Source organism: Arthrobacter sp. Marseille-P9274 (assembly GCF_946892675.1).
Taxonomy (GTDB): Bacteria; Actinomycetota; Actinomycetes; order Actinomycetales; family Micrococcaceae; genus Crystallibacter.
Window position 1 is genome coordinate 2495423 of the sequence record NZ_CAMPOV010000001.1, and the last position, 23324, is coordinate 2518746.

Annotated in this window: 21 protein-coding genes; 8 read left to right on the forward strand and 13 right to left on the reverse strand. The window is 69.0% G+C overall.

The genetic code is table 11. The features are described 5' to 3' along the window. Positions 1-155: 155 nt before the first annotated feature. Together OC550_RS11470 and OC550_RS11475 are read right to left on the reverse strand one after the other, a co-directional pair. Entirely contained in the window at positions 156-293 is a 138-nt protein-coding gene (locus tag OC550_RS11470) for a methionine/alanine import family NSS transporter small subunit (RefSeq protein ID WP_262105901.1), read from the reverse strand. Continuing rightward, entirely contained in the window at positions 290-1867 is a 1578-nt protein-coding gene (locus OC550_RS11475; protein WP_262105902.1) for a sodium-dependent transporter, read from the reverse strand. Before OC550_RS11475 ends, OC550_RS11470 begins: the two co-directional genes overlap by 4 nt. Before the next feature lie 112 nt (positions 1868-1979). Between OC550_RS11475 and OC550_RS11480 the strand changes: the two genes are divergently transcribed. From OC550_RS11480 to OC550_RS11490, 3 genes are all read left to right on the forward strand, one after another. Further along, a complete protein-coding gene (locus OC550_RS11480; protein WP_262105903.1) occupies positions 1980-3407 on the forward strand; it encodes a PucR family transcriptional regulator in 1428 nt (475 codons plus the stop codon). 38 nt (positions 3408-3445) lie between these two features. Further along, on the forward strand, positions 3446-4066 hold the full coding sequence (locus OC550_RS11485) for a putative glycolipid-binding domain-containing protein (protein ID WP_262105904.1): 621 nt from the start codon (positions 3446-3448) through the stop codon (positions 4064-4066). A 242-nt stretch (positions 4067-4308) separates the two neighbouring features. Next, on the forward strand, positions 4309-4740 hold the full coding sequence (locus OC550_RS11490) for a hypothetical protein (protein WP_262105905.1): 432 nt from the start codon (positions 4309-4311) through the stop codon (positions 4738-4740). 7 nt (positions 4741-4747) lie between these two features. Here OC550_RS11490 and OC550_RS11495 read toward each other — a convergent pair whose 3' ends face one another. The 4 genes from OC550_RS11495 to OC550_RS11510 all read right to left on the reverse strand — a co-directional run bounded on the left by OC550_RS11495 (position 4748) and on the right by OC550_RS11510 (position 9194). After that, complete coding sequence (locus OC550_RS11495) at positions 4748-5638, reverse strand: endonuclease domain-containing protein (RefSeq protein ID WP_262105906.1); 891 nt, start codon at positions 5636-5638, stop codon at positions 4748-4750. A 372-nt stretch (positions 5639-6010) separates the two neighbouring features. After that, positions 6011-7108, reverse strand: coding sequence for a polyprenyl synthetase family protein (locus tag OC550_RS11500; protein ID WP_262105907.1), 1098 nt, complete (start codon positions 7106-7108; stop codon positions 6011-6013). Positions 7109-7117: 9 nt separating this feature from the next. Further along, complete coding sequence (locus OC550_RS11505) at positions 7118-8431, reverse strand: geranylgeranyl reductase family protein (RefSeq protein ID WP_262105908.1); 1314 nt, start codon at positions 8429-8431, stop codon at positions 7118-7120. Between the two features lies 1 nt (position 8432). After that, entirely contained in the window at positions 8433-9194 is a 762-nt protein-coding gene (locus OC550_RS11510; protein ID WP_262105909.1) for a demethylmenaquinone methyltransferase, read from the reverse strand. Between the two features lie 103 nt (positions 9195-9297). Here OC550_RS11510 and OC550_RS11515 point away from each other — a divergent pair, with 103 nt between their 5' ends. The 4 genes from OC550_RS11515 to OC550_RS11530 all read left to right on the forward strand — a co-directional run bounded on the left by OC550_RS11515 (position 9298) and on the right by OC550_RS11530 (position 13168). Continuing rightward, positions 9298-10602 (forward strand): isochorismate synthase MenF, encoded by a 1305-nt coding sequence (locus OC550_RS11515; protein WP_262105910.1) that lies wholly within the window; start codon positions 9298-9300, stop codon positions 10600-10602. A 139-nt stretch (positions 10603-10741) separates the two neighbouring features. After that, on the forward strand, positions 10742-11548 hold the full coding sequence (locus tag OC550_RS11520) for a basic amino acid ABC transporter substrate-binding protein (RefSeq protein ID WP_262105911.1): 807 nt from the start codon (positions 10742-10744) through the stop codon (positions 11546-11548). 72 nt (positions 11549-11620) lie between these two features. Beyond that, entirely contained in the window at positions 11621-12406 is a 786-nt protein-coding gene (locus tag OC550_RS11525; protein ID WP_262105912.1) for an amino acid ABC transporter permease, read from the forward strand. Positions 12407-12409: 3 nt separating this feature from the next. Further along, the gene (locus OC550_RS11530) at positions 12410-13168 is read left to right on the forward strand and encodes an amino acid ABC transporter ATP-binding protein (protein ID WP_262105913.1); all 759 of its coding nucleotides are present in this window, start codon (positions 12410-12412) and stop codon (positions 13166-13168) included. 144 nt (positions 13169-13312) lie between these two features. Here OC550_RS11530 and OC550_RS11535 read toward each other — a convergent pair whose 3' ends face one another. From OC550_RS11535 to OC550_RS11550, 4 genes are all read right to left on the reverse strand, one after another. Next, positions 13313-14197: an intradiol ring-cleavage dioxygenase gene (locus tag OC550_RS11535; RefSeq protein ID WP_262105914.1), complete on the reverse strand. Its 885-nt coding sequence runs from the start codon at positions 14195-14197 to the stop codon at positions 13313-13315. A gap of 92 nt (positions 14198-14289) precedes the next feature. After that, positions 14290-16119: a 2-succinyl-5-enolpyruvyl-6-hydroxy-3-cyclohexene-1-carboxylate synthase gene (menD, locus tag OC550_RS11540; protein WP_262105915.1), complete on the reverse strand. Its 1830-nt coding sequence runs from the start codon at positions 16117-16119 to the stop codon at positions 14290-14292. A gap of 141 nt (positions 16120-16260) precedes the next feature. Beyond that, entirely contained in the window at positions 16261-18288 is a 2028-nt protein-coding gene (locus OC550_RS11545) for a PhoX family phosphatase (protein ID WP_262106327.1), read from the reverse strand. Between the two features lie 151 nt (positions 18289-18439). Beyond that, positions 18440-19456 (reverse strand): o-succinylbenzoate synthase, encoded by a 1017-nt coding sequence (locus OC550_RS11550; protein ID WP_262106328.1) that lies wholly within the window; start codon positions 19454-19456, stop codon positions 18440-18442. A 106-nt stretch (positions 19457-19562) separates the two neighbouring features. Between OC550_RS11550 and OC550_RS11555 the strand changes: the two genes are divergently transcribed. Next, a complete protein-coding gene (locus tag OC550_RS11555) occupies positions 19563-20471 on the forward strand; it encodes a phosphatase PAP2 family protein (RefSeq protein ID WP_262105916.1) in 909 nt (302 codons plus the stop codon). 65 nt (positions 20472-20536) lie between these two features. Here OC550_RS11555 and OC550_RS11560 read toward each other — a convergent pair whose 3' ends face one another. The 3 genes from OC550_RS11560 to OC550_RS11570 form a co-directional block, all read right to left on the reverse strand. Continuing rightward, a complete protein-coding gene (locus tag OC550_RS11560; protein WP_262105917.1) occupies positions 20537-21370 on the reverse strand; it encodes an MBL fold metallo-hydrolase in 834 nt (277 codons plus the stop codon). A 165-nt stretch (positions 21371-21535) separates the two neighbouring features. Beyond that, positions 21536-21742 (reverse strand): hypothetical protein, encoded by a 207-nt coding sequence (locus tag OC550_RS11565; RefSeq protein ID WP_262105918.1) that lies wholly within the window; start codon positions 21740-21742, stop codon positions 21536-21538. Between the two features lie 68 nt (positions 21743-21810). Next, a complete protein-coding gene (locus tag OC550_RS11570) occupies positions 21811-23322 on the reverse strand; it encodes a dihydrolipoamide acetyltransferase family protein (protein ID WP_262105919.1) in 1512 nt (503 codons plus the stop codon). Positions 23323-23324 lie beyond the last annotated feature (2 nt).

A 23324-nucleotide genomic window follows, 5' to 3' on the forward strand; every position in this document is an offset into this window, starting at 1 on the left:
ATGTTCGAGGTTTATCGGCGCACAGCAGGCGGCTGGCAGTGCGGAGATACTGCCGACCTTATGTCCAGGTTCGGGCGCCGGGCCATGGCCTCTTGCACACAGGCTCCCGCGGTCCTTGGTGCATTTGGCCAGCGGGCCGTGCGCTGACACCGCGGCTAGAGTTCGGGTGCGTGGTCTTCCGGCATCATCGTGTCGTCTTCGGGGTGGCGCTGCAGGTTCAGCAGTGCGAGCGCCAGCCCGCCCCAGACGGTCAGGATGGCGACAATCAGCATAATGATCGAGGCGGTGCTCATCGGGCGGCCTCCTTCCCGGCGTTGGCTTCCGCGTCCAGGACGGGATGGTTGGCTGCGGAACGGCTGCTCCAAGGAATCAGCGACAGGATGAACGCCACCACGACGAGCGCTCCGGCCATGCCCCAGCCGAAGACTCCGACGAACCACGCCGGCATGTCGTTGTAGCCTTCCTGGATCCTGGCGATCAGCTCGTTCACCAGGATGTAGCCCAGAACCACGGGAGCGACCACGCCGACCATGATCCGCCAGCCGCGGGCCAGCTTGATCGAGGACGTTTCGTTCACGTGGCTGCCCAGCAGCGGCAGGGAACGGAGGCCGTAGGTCAGCAGGACCACGGTGACGAGGGCGACCGCCATGATGCCGAAGTTGTTGACGAAGGCGTCCGTAACGTCAAGCAGGTTCAGGCCGGTCGTCGTCGGGAAGAGCAGGATGGAAAGCGCGGCCAGCGGCAGGCCGACGGCCAGCGTGGCGGTCAGGCGACGCAGGCCGAGCTTGTCCTGGACGGCCGCGATGATGACCTCGACGATGCTGATCAGCGAGGTCAGTCCGGCGAACACGAGCGAGCCGAAGAACAGCACGCCCAGCAGGGTCCCCAGCGGGGCCTCGGAAATGATCGTCGGGAAGGCGATGAAGGCCAGCCCGATGCCGCCGGAGCCGGCGACCTCGCCGACCGGCGCGCCCGCGGAGTGCGCCATGAAGCCCACGGCCGCGAAAACGCCGATGCCGGCCAGGATCTCGAACCCGGAGTTGGAGAACGCGACGACATAGCCCGACCCGGTCAGGTCGGTTTTGCGCTTCAGGTAGGAGGCGTAGGTGACCATAATGCCGAAGGCCACCGAGAGCGAGAAGAAGATCTGGCCAAACGCCGCAGCCCAGACTCCGGTGTCGGCCAGCGCGGCCCAGTCCGGCCGGAACAAAGCGTCCAGCCCCTCACCCGCGCCCGGCAGGAACAGCGCCTGCACCACCAGCAGCAGGAACATCACCAGCAGCAGCGGTAGGAAAATGACGTTGGCCCGGCCGATCCCCTTCTGGACTCCGGCGGCGAGTACCAGCAGGACCATGGCCCAGACGAGGACAAGCGGAATCAGGACGCCCGGCACGAAATCGAAGCCGATGTTCACGTTCTCGCTGACCTGCAGGAACTCGCCCAGGAAGAAGCCTGCGGGGTCATCGCCCCAGGCCTCGGTCACGGAGAAGATCATGTACATGGCCGCCCAAGCGATGATGACCGCGTAATAGACGGCGATGACGAAGCAGATGGCGACCTGCCACCAGCCCAGCCCCTCCGCCCGCGGGTGCAGCCGCCGATAGGCCAGCGGCGCCGAGCCGCGGAACTTGTGCCCGACCGCGTAGTCCAGGAAGAGCAGCGGAATGCCTGCGAAGAGCAGAGCGACCAGATAGGGGATGATGAAGGCGCCGCCGCCGTTTTCGTAGGCGACGTACGGAAAGCGCCAAATATTGCCCAGTCCGACGGCGGAACCAATCGCCGCCAGGATGAAGACTTTTCGGGTGGACCAGGTTTCCCGGTTCTGGGTCGTCTGGGGCGTGCCGCCAGGGTACGCACTACTGCTCATGGAACCTCATAATTCTTGTTCGCAGGTGATCTCGCCCCATCCTAGTCAGCCACGCCACCCGCGTGGCGGACGCATGGTGCGGATGCACAAAGCCTGCCCGTATAGTGGCCTCATGGCTGTCACTCTCGCCAATCTCCTGGCCAGCAGGTCGCTCCACCTCCGGGTGGCCGGCCACGCCTCCGGCAACCCGGACGCCGTCGTGACCTGGGTGGCCACCACGGAACTCGAGGACCCGCTGCCGTTCCTCAGCGGGGGCGAAGTCGTCCTGACCACCGGCCTGCGGCAGAAATCCGCCGCGGCGCAGCGCCGCTTCATCACACGTGTGCACGAGGCCGGTGTGGTAGCCGTCGGCTTCGCCCTTGGCCTGAGCCACAGCAAGATCCCGCCGGCGGTGCTCGCCGAAGCCGACCGGCTCGACCTGCCCGTCTTCGAGGTCCCCTACGAGACACCCTTCGTCGCGATCAGCCGGATGGTGGCGGACGCGATTTCGGCGGACCACTACGGCAAGCTCGAGCAACTGCTGAAGGACCACCAAGCCTTGGCCTCCGCGCTGCTCGGGGGCGGCGGACTTCCCGCCCTGCTGCGCACGCTCGCGACGACGCTGCGCACCGACGTCGTGCTTTCCCAATACGGCACCCGGGTCTTTGCCTCCTCCAACAAGCAGCACGCAAGCTGGCACACGGTGCCCATCTCCACGGGGATGAAGGACCGCTGCACGATGGCCCTCGCCGAGCCGTTCGAGCGCAACGCGATCGTGGACTACGCGCAGAGCCTGATCAGCCTGGAACTGAACAACCAGGCCAAGCACCGCGAACGCGAACGCCGGGCCACCGGACAGATCCTGCAGGACGTGGTGCGCGGAACCCTGCAGGGCCAGGACGCCGCGGTGCGGTTGGACAACATCGGCGTCGACACCTCGCTGCGCCAGCAGCTCATCGTGGTGCAGGCCTCCGCGACCCACCGGCGCGCGCTGCGTACGCTGCCGCTTCCGGCCGGCATGGAGGGCACGATCACCGGACTGCTCGACGACCGGCTGGTCCTCATCCTGCAGGACGCCGAGTCCGCCGAGGAACCCGGCCGCCGGCTCAGCGACTACTTCCGCGAGGCAGGCCTGACCGCTACCGTGGGCGTCGGCGGCGGCTACGCCCAGGCGAACGGCCTGCGCTGGAGCTACTTCGAGGCCAAGGAAGCGCTCAGCCACGGTCGGCCGCTCAACGTGCCGCAGAGGCTCTCGCTGACCTCGCTGCTGCTGGCCTCCGAGGACGTCCCGCTGGCCGACCTGGCCTCCGAGGCCCTGGACCCCTTGGTCGCCTTCGACGCCGCGCACGCCGGCCAGCTGATGTCCACGCTGGAGACCTACCTCGACCTCAACGGCTCCGTCGCCGCCGTCGCCGATTCCCTCGGGCTGCACCGCAACTCCGTACGCTACCGGCTGGGCCAGATCGTCGACCTGACCGGCTACGACCCCGCCATCACCGCGGACCGCGTGCACCTCTGGCTTGCGCTGACCGTGCGGCGGCTGGAGTCCGAGGCCGGCTGACCCTTGCCATGCGGGCGCCGAGGCACAAGGCTGTGACCATGCACGAAACCCACGAATCCCGGACGCACGCCTGGCTCGGCGAGGACGACCCGAAGCGGGCCGACACCGCCACCATCAACCTCGAACCCGAGCGCCTCACCGCGCACGGCGCAACCCGCACGGCCGGCTACGCCGCCAGCTGGGCCCTGCGCTGCGGCGAGAACTGGATCACCGAGCATTTCGAGATTTCCGTCCACGGCCAAGGCTTCAGCCGGCACCTGTGGCTGGACCGCGCCCCCAACGGAACCTGGAACGTGCAGGCACGGCAATCCGGCACCGCCGACCTGCCCGAGCCCGGCCTGGCGGACCCGCACGTCCTCGACCTCGCCCTCGACTGCGACCTTGAGGCCTGCCCCGCGACCAACACCATGCCGATCCTGCGGCTGGGCGCCGTGCACACCCCGGACGCCCAGCGCACGTTCACCATGGCCATGGTCCACCTGCCCAGCCTGCAGGTGACCGCCTCGGAACAGAACTACAGCAGCGTCCGCACGTACGACGACGACTCCCGCACCGCCGTCGTCAACTATTCCTCCAACGGGTTCAGCGCGGACCTGGTGGTGGACGCCGATGGCATCGTGATCGACTACCCCGGCCTGGCGAAACGCCGCCGCAGCTGAGCCTTCACGGTCCGCCTCGGCGCCGGTGCTGGACGGGGTGCGGCGGCCCGGGGCTGGCATCTCCCGCCCCTCGCCGGACTGTGCGTGCACAGGGAGCCGCGTTCGGGCGCTAGGAAAGCAAGACGCCGCGGGCGCATCCCGTCCGCGGCGGGCCACGTGCGCGCCGCCGCGTAGGATGGTCTCGGACCTCCAGCCCGCGCCTTTGACCCGCCCCTTCACCCGCCAGCCAAGGAAGCAGCAGCATGCCTGAAATGTTCGTTGACAAGTTCCGTTCCCTCGTGCCGAAGTACCTCGGCCGGAAATGGTCCGAAGAGGACGGCATCTCCTACGACGACCTCGAGGGGCTGCTCGGCGAGCACAAGTTCCAGGTCCCGCAGGCCCTGGTCGAGTTCTACCACGCACTCGGCGGCTGCGAGGACCTCATGGAAGCCCACGACTTCTTCTGGGACCCGGACGAGCTGGAAATCGAGGACGGCTACCTGTTATTCCTCGACGAGATGGACGAAGAAGCCAACTGGGGCTTCCGCGAGGAGCACCTGGCGGTGCCGGACCCCATCGTCTGGATCCGGACCAACACTGGCAATCAGGGCTGGCAGAGCGAAGACGCCACCTTCAGCGAGTTCGTCTTCGACATGTTCGACTGGGTCTTCAGCGACGAAGAAGACGACGACTAGCAGAGTCCTAGGATAGGCAGCGCGGCTGGAATGGGCTGCGCGGCTGGTGGCCCGTCCCGGCAGCGGTGCCAGGTATCCCCCTCGGCCGACGGTGCAAGGCCTCGCGAATGTCCCGCATCATCCCGGTCGGATTGCCAAAGACGTCCTCATAGGTGAAGCGCAGCGTCGCGTAACTACGCACGACGCCGGCGTTGTTGCGGCGCAGGTCCCGGCGGAACGATTTGCGGTCCATATGGAAGGCCGCGCCGTCGAACTCCAGGATCAGCCAGGCGTCAATGAGGAAATCGACTTCTCCGATCCCTGCTATCCGCACCCTGTGGGCGAAGTCCAGCCCCGCGTGCGGGAGCATCTCTCGGACAACAACTTCCTGAGCCGAGTCCGGCCTCCCGTCTGTTCGCTCAAGCCTGCGGCGAGCGTTACCGTTCCGCCGTCCTTCGAGGTGCAGCGCCAGGAACTCCTTCTCCACCCGACCGGATTTCAATGCCGCCTCGGTGATAACCAGCGCGTCATCCTCCGGGAGGCAGCGCAGCGCGTGCAGCACGACATCGGCCAAGCCAGCCACGGGAAGCCGCCGGAGCGGCGGGACCGTCAGGAGCCGGTGATCCACAACCGCTCCGCCGATGCCCTTGGCCGACGCCAGGTGCAGCCGAGGTTCCGGGCGCAGCAGCCACAGGCCGTGGTGGACCGCGGCGGAGACGCAGGTGAGCCGTCCTCCCGCGATCCGGGCCGCCAGCACGTCCTCCCGGGCATCGGGCAGCGCGACAATTCCTCCGCGCGGGCGCAGCAGGACGCGCTCCTCAACAGCGGTCCGCAGTTGCCGCTCGGTCACACCCGCCGCGAGCAGATCCCCCACCCTTGCAGAATCACCGTAGGCGCGGAGCAGCGGAGCCAGGTCCATGGAACAACTCTGTACTGAATTCGGCCTGGCGGACGGCCGGCATTGCCGGTTTGTGGATAACACCGCCCGCAGCTCTCCGCCCTAGGCGCCGCCGGCCGGTGGACAACACCGCCCGCGGGACTCTCCACCCCAAGCCCCGCCGGCCGCTTCAGTCCCGGTCGTGTCGGAAACGGTGCACCTCTTGGCGGAGGCTCGGGCATAACCGCAGGTCAGGGCTTTGCAGACGCTCAATAACTGCACCGTTCCCGCCATAACTGCACGATCTCCTACGCGGGTTCAGGCGGGAACGGAGCGCAGGCCGGAACGGAGCGCAGGCGGGCATACCGAGGCTAGGGCCGCGCCGCTGCCTGGGCCGGCGGGATGCCTGGGCGGCTAGACGTCGCGGTCGACGACGGCTTCGGCAAATGCGGCCAGCGCGAACTTGATGGTGCTCTCCGGCAGCGGGTCCAGGGCGGCCTTGGCGGCGTCGGCCCATTCGCGGGCCGTGTTCCAGGACTGCTGGGTGACGGGGTGCTCGCGCAGGGCCTCGACGGCCTTGGCCAGGGCCTCGTCCGAGGTTAGGTCGGCGTCCACCAGTTCCAGGACGGCTGCGGCGGAAGCATCGCCGGCGGCTGCGGCTTTGCGGAGCAGCAGCACAGGCAGGGTGGGTACGCCCTCGCGCAGGTCGGTGCCCGGGGCCTTGCCGGACTTGGCCTTGAGGCCGGTCACGTCGATGACGTCGTCGGCTAATTGGAAGGCCACCCCAACGCGTTCCCCGTACTCGACCATCACATCGACCACGTCCTGGCCGGCACCGGCGAACATGGCCCCGAGCTGGCCGGCGGTGGCGATCAGGGAACCGGTCTTCCCCCCGATGACGGACAGGTAGTGCTCCACCGGGTCCTCGCCATCGCGCGGGCCCACGGTCTCCTGCAGCTGCCCCAGCACCAGGCGTTCAAAGGTGCGGGCCTGGATCAGCACGGCTTCCGGCCCCAGTTCCGACACCAGGATGGATGCCCGGGCGAAGATCAGGTCGCCGGCGAGGATGGCCACCTGGTTGCCCCAGACCTCGTGGGCCGTGGGAGCGCCGCGGCGGTAAGGCGCCGAGTCCATCACATCGTCGTGGTAGAGCGTGGCCAGATGCGTCAGCTCGACGACCACCGCGGCCTGCAGCACTTCGGCCACCGGCCCCTTGCCCAGCTGGGACGCCAGAATGGTCAGCAACGGCCGAACGCGCTTGCCGCCGGCCTCCACCAGGTGCCGGCTGGTCGCGTCGGCGAGCGGGTCCGAATGCGCTATGGCCACCCGCAGCTGCTTCTCCACGCGCGCCAGGGCGGTGGAAACGGCCGGTCCGAGGTCAGGATCCTGGGCCACCAGGCCGAAGCCGGCCGGGAGGTTCAGGCTTGAGGCGATGGCGGCAGTAGCCGTGTCCAGCTCCAGGGAATCCGGAACGTGGCCGGCAGGAGTCCAGCTCGGGTTTGCGTCAGTCACGGTTCAACACTAACTAATCGTCGGGACGGTTGGTCTGCGGTCAACGGTTACGCCGCCGGTCTGGTTGGAAGCCTGCGGCGTAATTTTCTCCAGCAAATGAATAACTCTATCCTCAAAGCCTGCGCCGTTCGCGTCCGTCAGGTTGGCCAGCATGCGCACCACGAAGCGCATCAGCGGCGGGACGGGCATGCCGGTGCGCAGCGCCAGCTTCATGATCGCCGGCTGGCCGATCAGGCCGGCAAAGACCCGCCCGAGCGTAAAGTGGCTGCCCCACTGGCCGCGGATGATGTCCGGGTAGCGGGCTAGGACCCGCTCGTCCAGCGTCCCGGCCCCGGACTGTGCATCGATGATGAGCTCCGCCGCGTACCGGGCCGATTCCATCGCGTAGGAGATGCCCTCGCCGTTAAACGGGCTGACCATGCCGCCGGCGTCGCCCAGCAGCAGCAGCCCCGGCGAGTAGTGCGGCGTGCGGTTGAAGCCCATCGGCAGGGCTGCGCCCCGTATCTGCCCTACCTGGTTTTCCTCGGTGAAGCCCCACTCCGCGGGCATCCCAGCGGTCCAGTCCCGCAGCACCTGCCGGTAGTCCAGCTTGCCGAAGGACTTCGACGAGTTCAGGATGCCGAGGCCCACGTTGGACGTGCCGTCACCGACGCCGAAGACCCAGCCGTAGCCGGGCAGCGGGTTGCCCTGGGCGTCGGGCAGCTCCAGCCAGCCCTCCATCCAGTCGTCCTCGTGCCGCTGGCTGGTGAAGTACGTCCGCACGGCCACGCCCAGCGGCCGGTCGTCCCGCTTTTCGATGCCGAGGCTCAGCGCGGTCCGGGCGGAATTGCCGTCAGCGGCAAGTACGACGTCGGCGCTAAAGTCGCGCGTCTCGCCCGTCTTCCGGCCGCGATCGTCCAGGACGCTGGCACGCACTCCGGTGACGCGTCCGGCGTCGTCACGGAGCGCCTCGGACACGGAGTGCCGTTCCAGCACCCGAGCCCCGGCTGCCTCGGCGTGCCGGGCCAGTTCCTCGTCGAAGCCCAGCCGGGTGCGGATCAGTCCGTAGTCCGGGAAGTCGGACAGCTCGGGCCAGGGCAACTCCAGGCGGCGGCCGCCGGCGATCAGGCGCAGCCCGCGGTTGCGGCGCCAGCCGGCGGTTTCCTCATGCGGCAGGCCCAGCAGCTGGATCTCGCGGACGGCGCGCGGCGTCAGCCCATCGCCGCAGACCTTCTCGCGCGGGAAGGACGTCTTCTCCAGCACCGTCACTTCGATGCCGGCCTTGGCCAGATAGTAGGCAGCGGTCGAGCCGGCAGGTCCTGCCCCGACAATCAGTACGGACACGTCAGCCGGCGGTCCTGGAGCTCCGGCGGCGCAGCGCGGTTTGGGAACCCGCGTTGGACGCGTCGGCGCGGCCCGGCTTTTCCGCACGATGGACGGCCACGATACCGCCGCTGAGATTGCGGTAGGCGACGTTCTGCCAGCCCTCATCCCGGATCCAGGCGGCGAGGCCGTTCTGGTCCGGCCAGGCGCGGATGGATTCGGCCAGATAGACATAGGAGGCCGGGTTGGAGGAAATCTTGCTGGCAATCGCCGGCAGCGCCCGCATCAGGTACTCGGTGTACACGGTCCGCCAGACCGGCAGGGCCGGCGAGGAGAACTCGGCGATCACCAGCCGCGCGCCGGGCTTGGCCACCCGCAGCATCTCCCGCAGGGCCACGCGCGGCTCATTCACGTTGCGCAGGCCGAAGGAGATCGTCACGGCGTCGAAGGAGTTGTCCGCGAAGGGCAGGTTGGTGGCATCACCGGCGACGAAGTCGATGTCCGGCCGGCGGCGCTTGCCCACCTCGAGCATGCCCAGGGAGAAGTCGCAGGCGACGACCTCAATCCCCGCGTCTGCGTACGGCTCGCTGGAGGTACCGGTCCCGGCGGCCAGGTCCAGGACCCGCTGGCCCGGCTTGGCACCCACGGCCTCGACCACCACGCGGCGCCAGCGGCGGGTCTGCCCCATGGAAAGGACATCGTTGACCAGGTCGTATTTGGGGGCGACGTCGTCGAACATGGCGGCGACTTCGTCGGGGCGCTTCTCCAGGGATGCTCGGTTCACGGCTCCATTCTCTCAAAGTTTGCCCCGGCGGCCGAACCCGTGGTCCTGGCGCCGGGAGGCCGGTGGCGCTGCGGGTTCCGCCGAAGGGTACCCTTGATCCATCATGACCTCCCTGCGCTCCGTCACCGTCGACCTCGGCGGGCTCTCCTCTTCGACCGGCATTCTGGATTACCTGGTGCGTGATGACGCGCACTGCTGGATCCGCCACGGGGCAGGGCTGGTGGCCTTCGGCGAGGCGGCCAGGTTCACGTCCTCCGGCCCGGACCGGTTCAGCGCTGCCGCCGAATGGTGGCAGGAAACCGCCCAGGCGGCCGAGGTGGAAAACCCGCTCAGCGCTCCGGGCACGGGCCTGGTGGCCTTCGGCTCGTTCGCCTTCTCCAAGACGTCGGCCTACGCATCCCGCCTGATCGTTCCGCGCATCGTGGTGGGAGCCGATGAGTCCGGCTCGTGGCTGACCCTTATTACTAACGACGACGAGGCCGAGCCGACGGCCGACGCCGCCCGGGCGGAGCTGGCCGGCTGGCTGGAGGATGTCTCGCCGGAACACGGCCCGGACGGCGCCGACGCCCTGCATCCCGGCCAGGTATCCGAGGATGCCTACAAGGCTGCGGTCAGGGCCGGCGTCGAGCGCATTGCCGGCGGCGGCCTGACCAAACTGGTGCTTGCCCGCGATCTGGTGGCCGACCTGTCCTCCCCCATCGCCACCGCCCAGGTGCTCCGCGAGCTGGCCGCACGCTACCACGACTGCTGGACCTACAGCGTGGACGGGATGATCGGTTCCACGCCCGAGATGCTGATCAAGGTCGAGGACAACGTGGCGCGGGCACGGGTGCTGGCGGGGACGCTGGACCGGGCCAACACGCACAAGATCGAAGGCGAGTCGGACGCGGCCTACGCCGAGCGGGTGCTGGCCGGCTCGGAGAAGCAGCAGCACGAACACGAGATCGCGATCGACTCGCTCACGCGCAAGCTCCAGCCCTATACCTCCGCGATGACGTCGCACAGCGAGCCGTTCGTGCTGGAACTGCCCAACGTCTGGCACCTGGCCTCCGACGTCTCGGCCGATCTCGCGCTCGACGGCGGAAGGACGCCGTCGTCCCTGAAACTGGCCGAGGCCGTGCATCCCACCGCCGCCGTATGCGGCAGCCCCACGGAAGCCGCCGGCGACCTCATCCGTGAACTCGAACAGATGGACCGCGGACCCTACGCCGGCCCGGTCGGCTGGACGGACGGCGCCGGCAACGGCGAATGGGGCATCGCCCTGCGCGGGGCCGTCGTCGAGACGCCGACGCGCGTGCGGCTCTACGCCGGCTGCGGAATCGTGGAAGCCTCGACACCCGAGGCGGAGCTGGCCGAGACGTGGGCAAAGTTCCGCCCGATGATCGAATCGCTCGGCCTCCGCCGCTGAGCCGCTCCCGCCTCCCGCCCCTACCGCTGGTTACTCATAGGCAAAACCTGTAGCCTGTGGGGCAAGTCATAATGTGACGCTAGAATTACGTTTGTTTTGCCAGCTCTGCTAGATCGCTTCAAGTAAAGGATTGCCCACCATGCGGCTCACCATCTCCAAGTCATCGCGGGTTGCTGTCCTGTTGGCAGCCTCCGCCCTGGCCCTGACAGCCTGCGGCAGCGGCTCGTCCTCCGACGGCGGCAGCCCGGCCGCGGACAACGAGCTCGGGCTCGTGACTCCCGGAACCCTGACGGTCTGCTCCGACATTCCCTACCCGCCGTTCGAATTCGAGGAGGACGGCAAGTACACCGGCTTCGACATGGACATCGTGGGTGAAATCGCCAACGGCCTCGACCTGGAGCTGAAGGTCCAGGACGTCGGCTTCGACGGCCTCCAGAGCGGCGTGGTGCTGAACGCCGGACAGTGCGACATGGGTGCCAGCGCCATCACGATCACCGAAGAGCGCAAGCAGAACCTGGCCTTCACCGAGCCCTACTACGACTCGCTGCAGTCGCTGCTCGTGCCGGCAGGATCCGACATCAAGAAAATCGAGGACCTCGCAGGCAAGTCCGTGGGCGTCCAGCAGGGCACCACCGGCGAGAAGTACACCCGCGAGAACGCACCGTCCGACGCCGAGATCCGCGCCTACCCGTCCGACGGCGAACTCTTCCCGGCGCTGCAGTCCGGCGGCGTCGACGCCGTGCTGCAGGACCTCCCGGTCAACCTTGGCCACCTGGAGAACGGCAAGTACGAAGTGGTGCAGGAGTTCAAGACCGACGAACAGTACGGCTTCGCCATGAAGAAGGAAGGCACCGAAGCCCTGCTCGAGGCCGTCGATGGCCAGCTGAAGGATCTGCGCGACAGCGGCAAGTACCAGGAAATCTACGACAAGTACTTCAAGCAGTAGCAGCCTCGGCTCCGCCCCGGACCTCCCGCGTCCGGGGCGGAGCCCGTTCCCTGACCTTCGGAAGGCCACCTTGTGAAACCATCTGCCCGCCGGCGCCTCTTCCGCGGCGTGCTGTACGCCCTCTTCGTCATCGTCCTCGCCGCCGTGCTCTTCGCCGCGGACTGGGAGGCGATCCAGACCAACTTCTTCAACCCGGAAGTCGCGGCCGCAGCCTTCCCCGATGTAATCGTCATCGCGGCGAAGAACACGATCATCTACACGGCCATCGCCTTCGTCGGCGGCCTGATCCTGGGCCTCATCCTGGCTCTGATGAAACTCTCCCCGGTCGCCCCGTACCGCTGGGTAGCCACGGCCTACGTGGAAATCTTCCGCGGCCTGCCCGCGCTGCTGGTCATCTTCGGGTTCGCCTTCGCCGTGCCGATCGCCTTCGATTGGCGGCCGCCGGGCGGCAGCGCCGGCGCGGGGCTGATCGCCCTGATCATCGTTTCCGGCGCGTACATCGCTGAGACCCTGCGTGCCGGCATCGAGGCAGTTCCCTCAGGGCAGCGCGAGGCCGCCCGGTCGCTGGGCATGAATCCGTCCTGGACCATGGTTTCCATTGTGCTGCCGCAGGCCTTCCGCATCGTGACCCCGCCGCTGACCAACGAACTGGTCATCCTGATCAAGGACACTTCGCTGCTGTTCATCGCCGGCATGGCACTGAACGAGCGGGAGTTGACCACGTTCGCCCGCGACTCGGTCTCCCAGTCGGCCAACGCCACGCCGCTGGTGATCGCGGCGCTGATGTACCTGATCATCACCCTGCCGCTGACCCAGCTTGTCGCCAAGCTCGAACGACACAACAAGAGAGGCCGGTAAGCGATGGCCACCAATAGTCCGCTGCGGAAGGACCATCCGGCGATCGAGGTCCGGAATCTCTGCAAGAACTTCGGTGACAACGAGGTGCTCAAGGGCATCGATTTCCACGTCGACCAGGGCGAGGTGGTCTGCGTGATCGGCCCCTCCGGCTCCGGCAAGTCCACCTTGCTCCGCTGCGTCAACCGGCTGGAGGAGCCCACCAGCGGCACCGTGCTGGTCGAGGGCGTCGACATCACCGACCAGGAGACGGACCTGGACAAGATCCGTACCCGGATCGGTATGGTGTTCCAGCAGTTCAACCTCTTCCCGCACCTGAGCGTGCTGCGGAACCTGACCCTCGCCCAGCAGCGCGCCAAGCGGCGCCCGAAGGCCGAGGCCGTCGAGATCGCACGGAAGAACCTGGCGAAGGTCGGGCTGGCCAACCGGGAGGATGCCTACCCGTCCCAGCTCTCCGGCGGCCAGCAGCAGCGGGTGGCCATCGCCCGCGCCCTGTCCATGAACCCGGACATGATGCTCTTCGACGAGCCGACCAGCGCCCTGGACCCCGAGCTGGTCGGCGACGTACTCGGCGTGATGCGCCAGCTCGCGGACGAGGGCATGACCATGATGGTGGTCACCCATGAGATGGGCTTCGCCCGCGAGGTCGGCGACCGCGTGGTCTTCATGGACGGCGGCGTCGTCGTGGAACAGGGCGACCCCAAGGACGTGCTCGGCAACCCGCAGCACGCCCGGACCCAGGCCTTCCTCTCCAAGGTCCTCTAGGTCCCGGGTCCTCCCCCGAGGCCGCGGCTCCCCTCCGGACCGCCGGCTCCCCCTCGGGCCCGAGGCCGGCCGTCTCGAGGGCGGGGCGGAGGCCGGCCATCTTGAGGGCGGCCTCGGCGCTTACCGTCCCAGCGACTCGGCTGGTCAGATGGTCACGTTGAGGGAGGCCGCATACCCCTTTCCAACGGAACCCGACATCGTCGCCAACTGGTAGTTGCCGCCGTCGTCCCCGAAAACGTTGTCGCTGGCCAGCGTCGTGTTGGGGAAGTTCCGCCGGCTCGTTTCGTAGCCGGCCGACGAGTACACCGTCTTGCAGACGGCCTCCGTCATGGCAACCTGGGAGACCTTCAGGACCTGTCCGGCACTCGTCGTGCTGGAGAGCGATTCGAATATCTCGAAGTGGATATGCGGCCAGCGCCCGTTGTAGGCGCCTGGGAAGATCGAGGTGAAGGTGACCTGCCCGTTCTCGTCGGCCTCCTGGACACCGCGCAGGAAGTTTTCGTTCTCGAGCCCCGAGTCGTAGAGCGAGTAGCGGCCGTCGCGGTCGCAGTGCCAGGCGTAAACGGCGGCGCCGGCGAGAGGCCGGCAACCGTTGGCATTGTCCAGCAGGTTCAGTGTGAACGTGAGGGGCACTCCGTCCGCCACCGTGTCCGAGGTCCCGAAGCTGCCGGTGATGTCCTTGCGGACGACGCCGGAGGATTCGAGGACATTGGGGCCGTTGCTGCCGTCGCCCGGGTAGGGGCCGGCGGTCTCGTCCGGCATCTCCACTCCGCAATCGGCCAGCGCGCTGGTCAGCGTTGAGCTCGGGGTGGCAGCCGGGGCGGAGGCAGCGGCCGTGTTTGGGGCCGGCGGAGCCGAGGTGGCCGAGGCGGTAGAGCCGGACGGCGCAGGGGCGGGCGAGCAGGCGGCTAGGGCTGCGGTGGCTCCGACGCCCAGAACCAACTGAAGGGTCCGGCGCCGGCTCACCAGTGTCAGCAGATCGAATTCGAGGCCGCGGTCGTGGTCGGGATGGGGCTGGCTGTTTGTCATAAGGAAAGGTTTATCCTTCATCCCCGGAAATATCCGGGATTTCCCTGAATCATGCCTGATGCCACGCCCTCGGGTTGCCGCCGCCGGGACGGTCAGGCCTGCTGCGCCGCCAACGGGGCGACGGCCTCTTCGACCGCGGCGGCGATCCGGGCGTGCAGGCCCCGGAGCCGGGAGCGGTCCGTCCGGATTTCCAGCAGGCTGCGCCCGATAATCGGCTCCCGCAGGGCGGTATCCAGCCCGCTCTCATCCTCGACCAGGCGGTACCGCACGCCGTACGCGGCTGCCAGGGCCGCCGGATCCACCCGGTGCGGCGTCCCGAAGAGGCGTTCGACGGCGGCGGTGTAGTTGGCTTCCAGCCCCACCTTCCCGTGTTCCAGCAGGGTAAAGATCCCGCCCCCGCCATCGTTGAGGACCACGATCTGCAGGGTCGGCTCCGCTTCCCCCGCGCCAAGGAAGAGGCCGCCCACATCGTGCAGGAAGGTCAGGTCGCCCAGCAGCACCCGGGTGGGTTCATGCGCCGCCAGCGCGACCCCCGCTGCGGTGGAGACCGTGCCATCGATCCCGGCGAGCCCGCGGTTGGCGTGCACAAAGGCGGCCGGTTCCGCGGCGGCCGGACCGAGAAGATCCACGTCGCGGATGGGATTGGAAGAGCCGAGCACCAGTCTGCCGGCGGTGTGGCGCCAGACCGCCGCGCCGACCCCTAGTCCGGTCAGCCCGGACTCGGCGGCCAGCACCTCGGCCGCGGCCGCGGCTCCCGCGTCGCCCGCCTGCTGCCAGCGCTCCAGCCAGCCGTCCGGCCCGAGGCCGGAGAAGAGGGAAAGGTCGGAGGGTTCGTCGATGAGCCGCTCCCGCCGGCGCCCCGCGTCGAACCATGCCACGGGCTCGGGCATAAAGAGCGCGGTCTGGACGTCCTCGCGGGCCAGCAGGGCGGCCACCGGCCGAGACAGCGTCGGCCGCCCGAAGACCACCACGCGCTCCACCGCGGCACCCAACTGGGCCAGCAGCATCCGGTAGACACCCACGGCGTTGGGCCCGAAGCGGGCGTTGGACGACGGCTCGGCGAGCAGCGGCAGCCGGTGCGCCCGGGCAAAGGCTTCCGCGTAGGCGCCGGCCCCGTGGCCCGCGACGACGACGGTGCGCCGCTCCTCGGCGGTTTCCACCGTGGGCAAAGGCGCCCGCTTCGGCTCCGGCAACGGTTCGGGCGCCGCCGAGTCCTCATGGACGGGAACACCGCCGCCGCCCACGGCGACAGGTTCCCCGAGCTCCGCAGCGGGGCCACCGCCGTCGTCAATTAAGGGCACCAGCGGATCCCGCAGGGCCAGGTTGATGTGCACCGGCCCCACCGCTCCCTGGTGATGGTCCGGTCCGGCGGCCTGTCCGGCGTCCGGGGAGGGTGTCGCCGCCAGGCCCAAGGTGCCGTTGCCGCGCCCGGGGGCGGGCAGCGGGATGCCCTTGGCCGCCAGCAGCCCCGTGGCCACCGGTTCGGCCGGATCCGCCCCCGCGGGGACGTCGACGGCGTAGCGGACGTGCCCGCCGAAGATCCCGGGCTGCACGGTCGTCTGGTTTGCGCCGGTTCCGCGCAGTTCCTCGGGACGGTCCGCGCTGAGCACCACGAGTTCGACGCCGGCGTGGTTGGCCTCCATCACCGCCGGCAGCAGTTCGCCCACGGCAGTGCCCGACGTCGTCACCACCGGGACCGGATGCAGCGAGCCGAGCGAGAGCCCCAGCGCGGTGAACCCCGCCGCACGCTCGTCGATGCGCACGTGCAGCCGCAGTTCGCCGCGGGCCTCCGCCTCTGCCAGTGCGTAGGCCAGCGGGGCGCTGCGCGATCCGGGGGCGACGACGACGTCCCGCACCCCGCCCTCGAGCAGGGCGCGGACGGCGGAACGGGCGGCATCGATGGCGTTGAGTGCGGCAGTCACGGTTCCATCCTAGGCAGACGCCCCGACCGGCCCGCCCAAGACCAAGCACGAAGGCCGCGCCCTCCCATCGGTGGACGCGGCCTTCGCGGCGGAACGTGGCGGCGGGCGGAGCCCCCTGACAGGGCCGGCCGCCGGCACGGGCTAGAAGCCGGTCTTGCCCTTGTACATCTGGATCACGGACGGGCGGGGCAGGCCGCCCTTGCCCGACGGCGTGCCGGCCGGCAGGTAGTCCGGGAACAGCGAGTTCTGCTTCTCCCAGGAGCCGTCCTCGCCCGGATGCTGGACGGCCACGTAGACCATGCCGTCCTGGTCGTCGATGACCGGGCCACAGGTTTCGGCGTCGATCGGCACGGCCATGAACTGCTCGACTTTGCCGCGTTCCGGACCTTCCAGCGTGACGCGGTACAGGGCGTCGTTGCGCTGGATGGTGCCCGGCTGGCCGTCGGTGGAAATCCAGAGATTGCCGACGGAGTCGAACGCGACGTTGTCGGGGCAGGAGATCGGCTGCACCTTGTCCGCCGGGTAGCCGCCGAAGTAGACGCTCTCGTCAACGGCGGGATCGCCGGCGACCAGGAGGAGGTTCCAGGTGAACTCGGTGGAGGCCTGGTCGCCCTTTTCTGCCAGCTCGACGATGTGGCCGTGCTTGTTGTTGGCGCGCGGGTTGGCCTCCTCGGCCTGGGCGGCGGTCCGCTTGGTGTTGTTGGTGCAGGCAACGTAGACCTTGCCCGACACCGGGTTGACCTCGACGTCCTCCGGTCGGTCCATCTTGGTGGCGCCCATCTTGTCCGCTGCGAGGCGGGTGTAGACGAGGACCTCGTCGATCTCCATGCCCGGAACCACGGACTTTCCGTCCTTGGTCAGCTGGATCCAGTGACCGACGCCGTCGAAGGCGCCGTCCGAGGGCAGCACTCCGGAGCCGTCGATCTGGTTGGCCGGGGAGCTGCCGGTGAAGCTGGCCACGAACAGGTCGCCCTCGGTCAGCAGGGTCATGTTGTGCTTCTTGTCGCCCTCGACGTACTTGCCCTTGGAGACGAACTTGTACAGGTAGTCGAAGCGCTCGTCGTCGCCGGAGTAGGACACCACGTGCCCGGACTTGGCAATGGTAACGTTGGCGCCCTCGTGCTTGAAGCGGCCGAGTGCCGTGTGCTTGCGCGGCGTGGAGGTCGGGTCGAAAGGATCGACCTCGACGATCCAGCCGAAGCGGTTGTCCTCGTTCTTGCCTTCCGCCCGGTCCGTGTCGAGGCGGTACTCCTCCACGTGCCAGCCGCGGCTCGGGTTCGGATCGGTCAGGCCGTAGCGCTTCTGCTCCGCGGTCGGGTTGGAGACCTTGAAGTACTGGTTAAAGTTCTCTTCGCCGGAGAGGATAGTGCCCCACGGGGTGGTGCCGCCGGCGCAGTTGTTCTGGGTGCCGAGCACCTTGCGGCCCGTTGGATCAGCCTTGGTCTGCAGCAGCTTGGAGCCGGCTGCGGGGCCGGTCAGTTCGTACTCAGTGTCCATCAGGAAGCGGCGGTTCAGCTTGGCCCCGCGGACGTACTCCCACGGCTGGCCCTTGCCGTTGCGGCGCAGCTCCACGACGCTCAGGCCATGGGCGGCCATGGCGGTGCGGCGCACGTCGGAGGCCGACATGGTCGGCGGGAACATGATCGATTCGTTGGTGTACTCGTGGTTCGAGAAGAGCACCGCGCGCTTGCCGTTGCTGCCCGGGACCTCGATGATGTCCAGGTAATCGTTGTTGTAGCCGAACTGCCCCGCCTGCGATTCGGGGGTCTGGTTCTCCGGATCGAACTCCGCGGAATCGGCGAACAGCGGGTCGCCCCAGCGGATCACGGGCTTCCAGTTGTAGCCCTTGGGCACCGTCACCTTGTCAACGGTGTTCGCGACACCGTCGATGCCGGTGAACTTCAGCTTGCTGCCGTTGCCGGCGGCCATCTTGGCGGCCGGAGACAGACCGGTCGCGGAGGTTGCGTTGGCCGCGGCGCCGCCGCCGAAGACCAGGGCGAGCACGCCCGCTCCGCTGACGCCGAGCATGTTGCGGCGCGAGAACTCGGCGGACACGACGTCGCGGAAGTAGTTGTTGGAGGAGGTGTTGCAGACACCCTGCGCACAGGCATTGCCGCACTTGAGCGCGCACGTTACGGCGCTGCGCTTGCCCGAGACATGCCCCAGCATGGGCAGCAGGCGGTTCTTAAGATCAGACACTTGAGGAGGCCTTCCAATTTTGAACGGTTAAGCAACGCCTCCCAAGTTTTCAGCCGAATCCGACCGTGAAGCCGAGTCCTCGTGAACACCTCGTAAACAAATAACGACGGCGGAGCGAACCTTATCGCTGCAGGGTTGCCAAACACCGGTACGTACGCGAAAGCCTGTCGGTCCACCACTCCACCCGGTCCGGCGCCGCCCGGTACCGCCCGAGCAGCTCCTGGTCTGCGGCCGCCGCGCGTACAGGCAATGCCCCGTCCACCGTCACCAGCCGGTCCCGGACCACGTCGGCGTCCATCAGGGCCACGGTGCCCAGGCCGCACGCGTAGGGCAGGTCCGGCAGGGCGGCGGCGAGCGCCACTCCGGCGCTGATGCCGACCGACGAATCCAGCGCGGAGCTCACAACCGCGGGCAGGCCGGCGTCAGCCACGATCTTCAGCGCCCTCCGGACCCCGCCCAGCGGCTGCACCTTGACGACGATGAGGTCCGCCGCGTCCTCGCGGGCCACCAGCAGCGGGTCGGATTCCTTCCGCACGCTCTCGTCGGCCGCCACCGGGACCGCTATCCCGCGGCGCCTCAGTTCCTGCCGTACCCGGCGCAGTCCGGCGATGTCCGGAGCGGGCTGCTCCGCATACTGCAGCCCGAACGGCGCCAGCCGGGTCAGGACGTCCACGGCCGTGTCCGGGTCCCAGCCGCCGTTGGCATCGACCCGCAGCGCCGCGTCCGGCAGTACCTCGCGGACGGCCGCCACCCGTGCCACGTCATCCGCCGGGCCCTGGCCGGCCTCCGCGACCTTGACCTTGACGGTTCGCGGGCCGTCGTAGCGGGCCAGCACCGCCGGTACGTCCTCAGGAGCCACCGCCGGGACAGTGGCATTGACCGGCACGGTCGTGCGCAGCGGCTCGGGGAACCCCTGCCATCCCGCCTCGATGGCCGCGCGGAGCCAGGAAGCCGATTCGGCGTCGTCGTACTCCAGGAACGGCGAGAATTCAGCCCACCCGGCGGGCCCCTCGAAGAGCATCAGTTCGCGGTGCAGCACCCCGCGGAACTTCACCCGCATGGGCAGCGACACCACGTGCGCCACCGCCCGGAGCTCCTCGAGTGGAGGCAGTGGCAAAGCGGTCTCGGGCTGGGGCATCGTCACGGCTCCACTGTACGCCGCACGCCCTCTGTGCCTGGCACAGCCGCGGGCTCCCTGCGGGGGTGTCGGCCTCCGCCCAGCTTGGTATGGCAACCTTGAGTCGATGAACAATCGGCAGAAGCAGCAGACCCGGCCCGCTACACGCCGCCGTCCGGGGCACAGTCCGTACCTGTTCTGGCTCGGCGCGGTGCTCTGCGCGGCCGCCTTCGCCTTCAACTACTACGCCCTGGTCCGGACCACCACCGGGCAGTTCGCGGACGAGTCCGCCTGGGCGGAGGCGGAAGCCGGCTGGAGCTTCGGCCGCGGCGTCTTCCTCGACTTCCTGGACCTGCTGCCGGATGTGTCGGCGGTCGTCGCCGCCGTGGTGCTGGTCGTCGTCGCGTTGGCCAGGCGCCGGTGGAGGGCCGCAGGGATCGCGGTCGGCGTGGTGCTCGCATCGGCGGCGACGACGTGGATCCTCAAGAACCTCATCCTCGACCGTCCCGACCGCGGCGTGCCCACGCTGGAGCACAACTCGCTGCCGTCGGGCCACACCACCATCGCCGCCGCCGCGGCCCTGGCGGTCTTCCTCGTGGTCTCGCCCCGCTGGCGGCCGTTCGCGGCGGCCGCCGGCGGCGCGTACGCGGTGCTCGCCGGAGCGGCCACGTTGATCAACGGCTGGCACCGGCCGTCAGATGTGGTGGCCGCTTTCCTGGTCGCCGGATTCTGGACGCTGCTGGCCGGGCCCGCAGTGCTGCGCTCCGGCGATGGATGGAACGAGTTCCGGGGCTACGGCAGCCATTGGTCCTCGTCACCGATCTGGCCGCGGCTATGCTGGCTGCTCGCACTGCAGGGCCTGGTCCTGGCCGCCGGCCTGTACTGGGTCGTCCTGCAGGTGGGTGCCGCCCCGGTCCCGGGTTCGGGCCGGCTGCCGTTGTTCTTCTGGGCCGGCATGGCGCTGATCCTCGGCTGCGGCATGCTGCTCAGCGCGCTGCTGACGTGGCTGTTCAGCTCGCAGACCCGGCGGCGCTGACACCCGCACCTGGGCCCGGCGGCGCTGACACCCGCACCTGGGCCCGGCGGGGCCGATACCCGCCCCTAGCGCGGCGGCGTCTGCAGCCGCTTCAGCAGTGCCCGCGACTGCACGGGCCCGTACGGCAGGATCGGGATCGCCTTGGTCGAATCCCCCGGCATTTCGCGGCTGGCCTGTTCCGCCTGGCGCACTGCCAGGTTCATCGTCTCCCACATGCTGCGCACGAAGGCGTCGGACACGGTCTGGCCGTGCCCCGGCACCAGCACGTCGTACTCGTGGCGCAGGCTGGACACCCGCCGCAGGGTTTCCACCCAGTCGCGCGGGTAGGAATCCTCGAAGGCGGGCGGCGCGCCCTGTTCCACCAGGTCGCCCGCGAACAGGGTGGACGGCGTGCCCACCAGCAGGTCGCCGTCGGTATGGCCGCGGCCCAGGTAGAACAGCTTGACCGGCATGTCCCCCAAGTTGACCATCAGTTCCCGGTCGACCGGCTTGGTGGGGACCCTGATCCCGGTGTGCGGGCCGTTCTCGGCCGCCATCTCGGGCTCTGTTTCCGCCACCAGCTCGCGCTGTAGCTTCGCCGTCTCGGCCATGTCGTGGGCGCAGTTGCGCTGCGCGTAGAACTCGTGGACTCCGTTGTCCGCAAAGTAGGCATTGCCGAAAATGTGGTCGAAGTGCGAGTGCGTGTTGACCACGACCAGCGGCAGCTTGGTCAGCGAGCGGACGGTCCGGTAGATGAGGCTGGCCTGGCGCGGACCGGCGCCGGTATCAATCACCATAGCCTTGGTCCGACCCACCACCAGGCCTGAGTTCAGCGAGTAGTTCCCGGTGCGGATGACATAGTTCCCGGGTGCGACCTGGACGTACTCTGCCATGTCCTTGGTCTGCACGGTTTCGCTCATGCTTCGCGGTACCTCCGTTGGCGCCATTCCTAAGGCCGCCTCGGCGCGGCCTTCCCCCTTTACCGTACCCCGGCCACGGCGGCAGCCACCGCTCCGCCCTGCGCTGCGGCTGGCAGCGTCACGGTCTCAGTCAGTCGTCATCCAGCCGCGCATTCGTCCCGCGCATCAGTCCCAGATGTAGCCTTCGTGGATCTGCCCGAACGGTACGCGTTCGTCCACCACGGCCTGGACGTGCTGCGATCCCGCTCCGCGGATCAGGACGCCGTGGTCGCCCTCGGCCGCGGACTCCATGAACACGGGACGCAGCGCCTCCGCTTCGGCCGGGCTCAAATTGGCCAGGTAGCTCTGGTAGGCCTCTGGAAGAGCTTTCATGGCACAAGGGTAGACCTGCGGCTGCGGGCGGTACAGGGCCGATGGGCCGCACGCAGCCGCAGGTCCCCCTACAGCTCGGCGAGGATGCCCGCGGGGTTCTCGATCGCGTCCGCCACGAACCGCAGGAAGCCGCCGGCGGTGGCACCGTCGCAGACCCGGTGGTCGAAGGACAGCGTCAGCTCGGTGACGCTGCGGACGGCGAGGACGCCATCCACCACCCACGGCCGCTCGATGATCCGGCCCACGCCCAGGATGGCCACCTCCGGGTAGTTGATGATGGCGGCGCTGCCGTCCACCCCGAACACGCCGTAGTTGTTCAGCGTGAAGGTTCCGCGCGTCAACTCCTCCGGCGTCGCCTTTCCGGAACGTGCGACGGCGGTCAGCCGGCGGATCTCCGCGTCCAGTGAGCGGGCGCTGAGCTTTCCGGCGTCGCGGACGCTCGGCACCATCAGGCCGCGGTCGGTCTGGGCCGCGAAGCCGAGGTTGACGCCGTCGAACCGCACGATGTCCTCGCCCTCGACGCGTGAATTCAGCTCGGGGTACTTGCGCAGCCCGGCCGTGACGAAGCGGCCGATGAAGGCGAGCAGGCCCGGGGCGCCGTCCGGATCCTTCCGCTTCAGAGCCGCGCGCAGCTCGAGCAGCGCGGTGGCGTCCACGTCCACCCACACGGTGGCCTCGGGAATCTCCCGCCGGCTGCGCGCCATGGCCGCCGCTACGGTCTTGCGCACGCCGCGCATCGGGGTGCGCTCGGCGATGGCCAGCCCGCTCCGGGGGTCCAGCTCCGGCGCTCCGGCGGCAGTCTCGGGGACCTGCGCGGCCGCAGGGAATTCCGGCGCTGCTCGGGCGCCGGGCCGCGAAAGTCCGCCGGCCAGCGCGGCCTCGACGTCCCTGCGCAGCACCAGCCCGCCCGCCCCGGAACCGTCGATGTCGGCCAGTCGGAGCCCCGCGTCCCGCGCCAGCTTGCGGACCAGCGGCGAGATCACCAGCGGGGCCTGCCCCGGGGCCGCCGGCCGTTCCGCCAACCCTAACGGCGCCGGAACCTCGGCCCGCGCACCGGGATCGGGGGCACCGGCGCCGGCGTTGGTTGCCCGGCCGTGCTCGGCGTCCGCCATGCCCGCAGCCTCCCGGCGGGCGGCGCCGGCCGCCCTCGCGCGCGGCCGCCGGGTCCGCTTCGCCGTGCCGTGCCCGCCGCGGGTCCCGTAGCCGATCAGCACGTTTCCGGAGCCGCTCTCGGCGGCCACCTCGGGGGCGGGCTCGGCTGCGGCCGCCGGCTCCGCTCCGGCGCGCTCTTCCTGCCGGTACGCCGCGGCCGCGGGGTGCTCACCGGCGGCGCTACGCTCGCCGGCCTCGACGGAGATCAGCGGCTTGCCGACGTCGATAGTGTCCCCGGCCTTCCCGTGCAGTTCGGCGACGGTCCCGGCGAACGGGCTCGGCACCTCCACCATGGACTTGGCGGTTTCCACCTCCGCGATCGGCTGGTCCACCCTGATCTCGTCGCCGACGCCGACCAGCCAGTTAACCAGTTCGGCCTCGGTCAGGCCCTCGCCGAGATCCGGCAGCATGAATGTCTGTCGGGCCATGG

Coding starts and splice junctions, on each gene's coding strand:
- OC550_RS11565 (WP_262105918.1), bottom strand. CDS start 21,742: ATGAAAGCTCTTCCAGAGGCCTACCAGAGCTACCTGGCCAATTTGAGC.
- OC550_RS11520 (WP_262105911.1), top strand. CDS start 10,742: ATGCGGCTCACCATCTCCAAGTCATCGCGGGTTGCTGTCCTGTTGGCA.
- OC550_RS11515 (WP_262105910.1), top strand. CDS start 9,298: ATGACCTCCCTGCGCTCCGTCACCGTCGACCTCGGCGGGCTCTCCTCT.
- OC550_RS11470 (WP_262105901.1), bottom strand. CDS start 293: ATGAGCACCGCCTCGATCATTATGCTGATTGTCGCCATCCTGACCGTC.
- OC550_RS11475 (WP_262105902.1), bottom strand. CDS start 1,867: ATGAGCAGTAGTGCGTACCCTGGCGGCACGCCCCAGACGACCCAGAAC.
- OC550_RS11560 (WP_262105917.1), bottom strand. CDS start 21,370: ATGAGCGAAACCGTGCAGACCAAGGACATGGCAGAGTACGTCCAGGTC.
- OC550_RS11495 (WP_262105906.1), bottom strand. CDS start 5,638: ATGGACCTGGCTCCGCTGCTCCGCGCCTACGGTGATTCTGCAAGGGTG.
- OC550_RS11480 (WP_262105903.1), top strand. CDS start 1,980: ATGGCTGTCACTCTCGCCAATCTCCTGGCCAGCAGGTCGCTCCACCTC.
- OC550_RS11485 (WP_262105904.1), top strand. CDS start 3,446: ATGCACGAAACCCACGAATCCCGGACGCACGCCTGGCTCGGCGAGGAC.
- OC550_RS11545 (WP_262106327.1), bottom strand. CDS start 18,288: ATGCTGGGGCATGTCTCGGGCAAGCGCAGCGCCGTAACGTGCGCGCTC.
- OC550_RS11530 (WP_262105913.1), top strand. CDS start 12,410: ATGGCCACCAATAGTCCGCTGCGGAAGGACCATCCGGCGATCGAGGTC.
- OC550_RS11535 (WP_262105914.1), bottom strand. CDS start 14,197: ATGACAAACAGCCAGCCCCATCCCGACCACGACCGCGGCCTCGAATTC.
- OC550_RS11570 (WP_262105919.1), bottom strand. CDS start 23,322: ATGGCCCGACAGACATTCATGCTGCCGGATCTCGGCGAGGGCCTGACC.
- OC550_RS11555 (WP_262105916.1), top strand. CDS start 19,563: ATGAACAATCGGCAGAAGCAGCAGACCCGGCCCGCTACACGCCGCCGT.
- OC550_RS11550 (WP_262106328.1), bottom strand. CDS start 19,456: ATGCCCCAGCCCGAGACCGCTTTGCCACTGCCTCCACTCGAGGAGCTC.
- OC550_RS11490 (WP_262105905.1), top strand. CDS start 4,309: ATGCCTGAAATGTTCGTTGACAAGTTCCGTTCCCTCGTGCCGAAGTAC.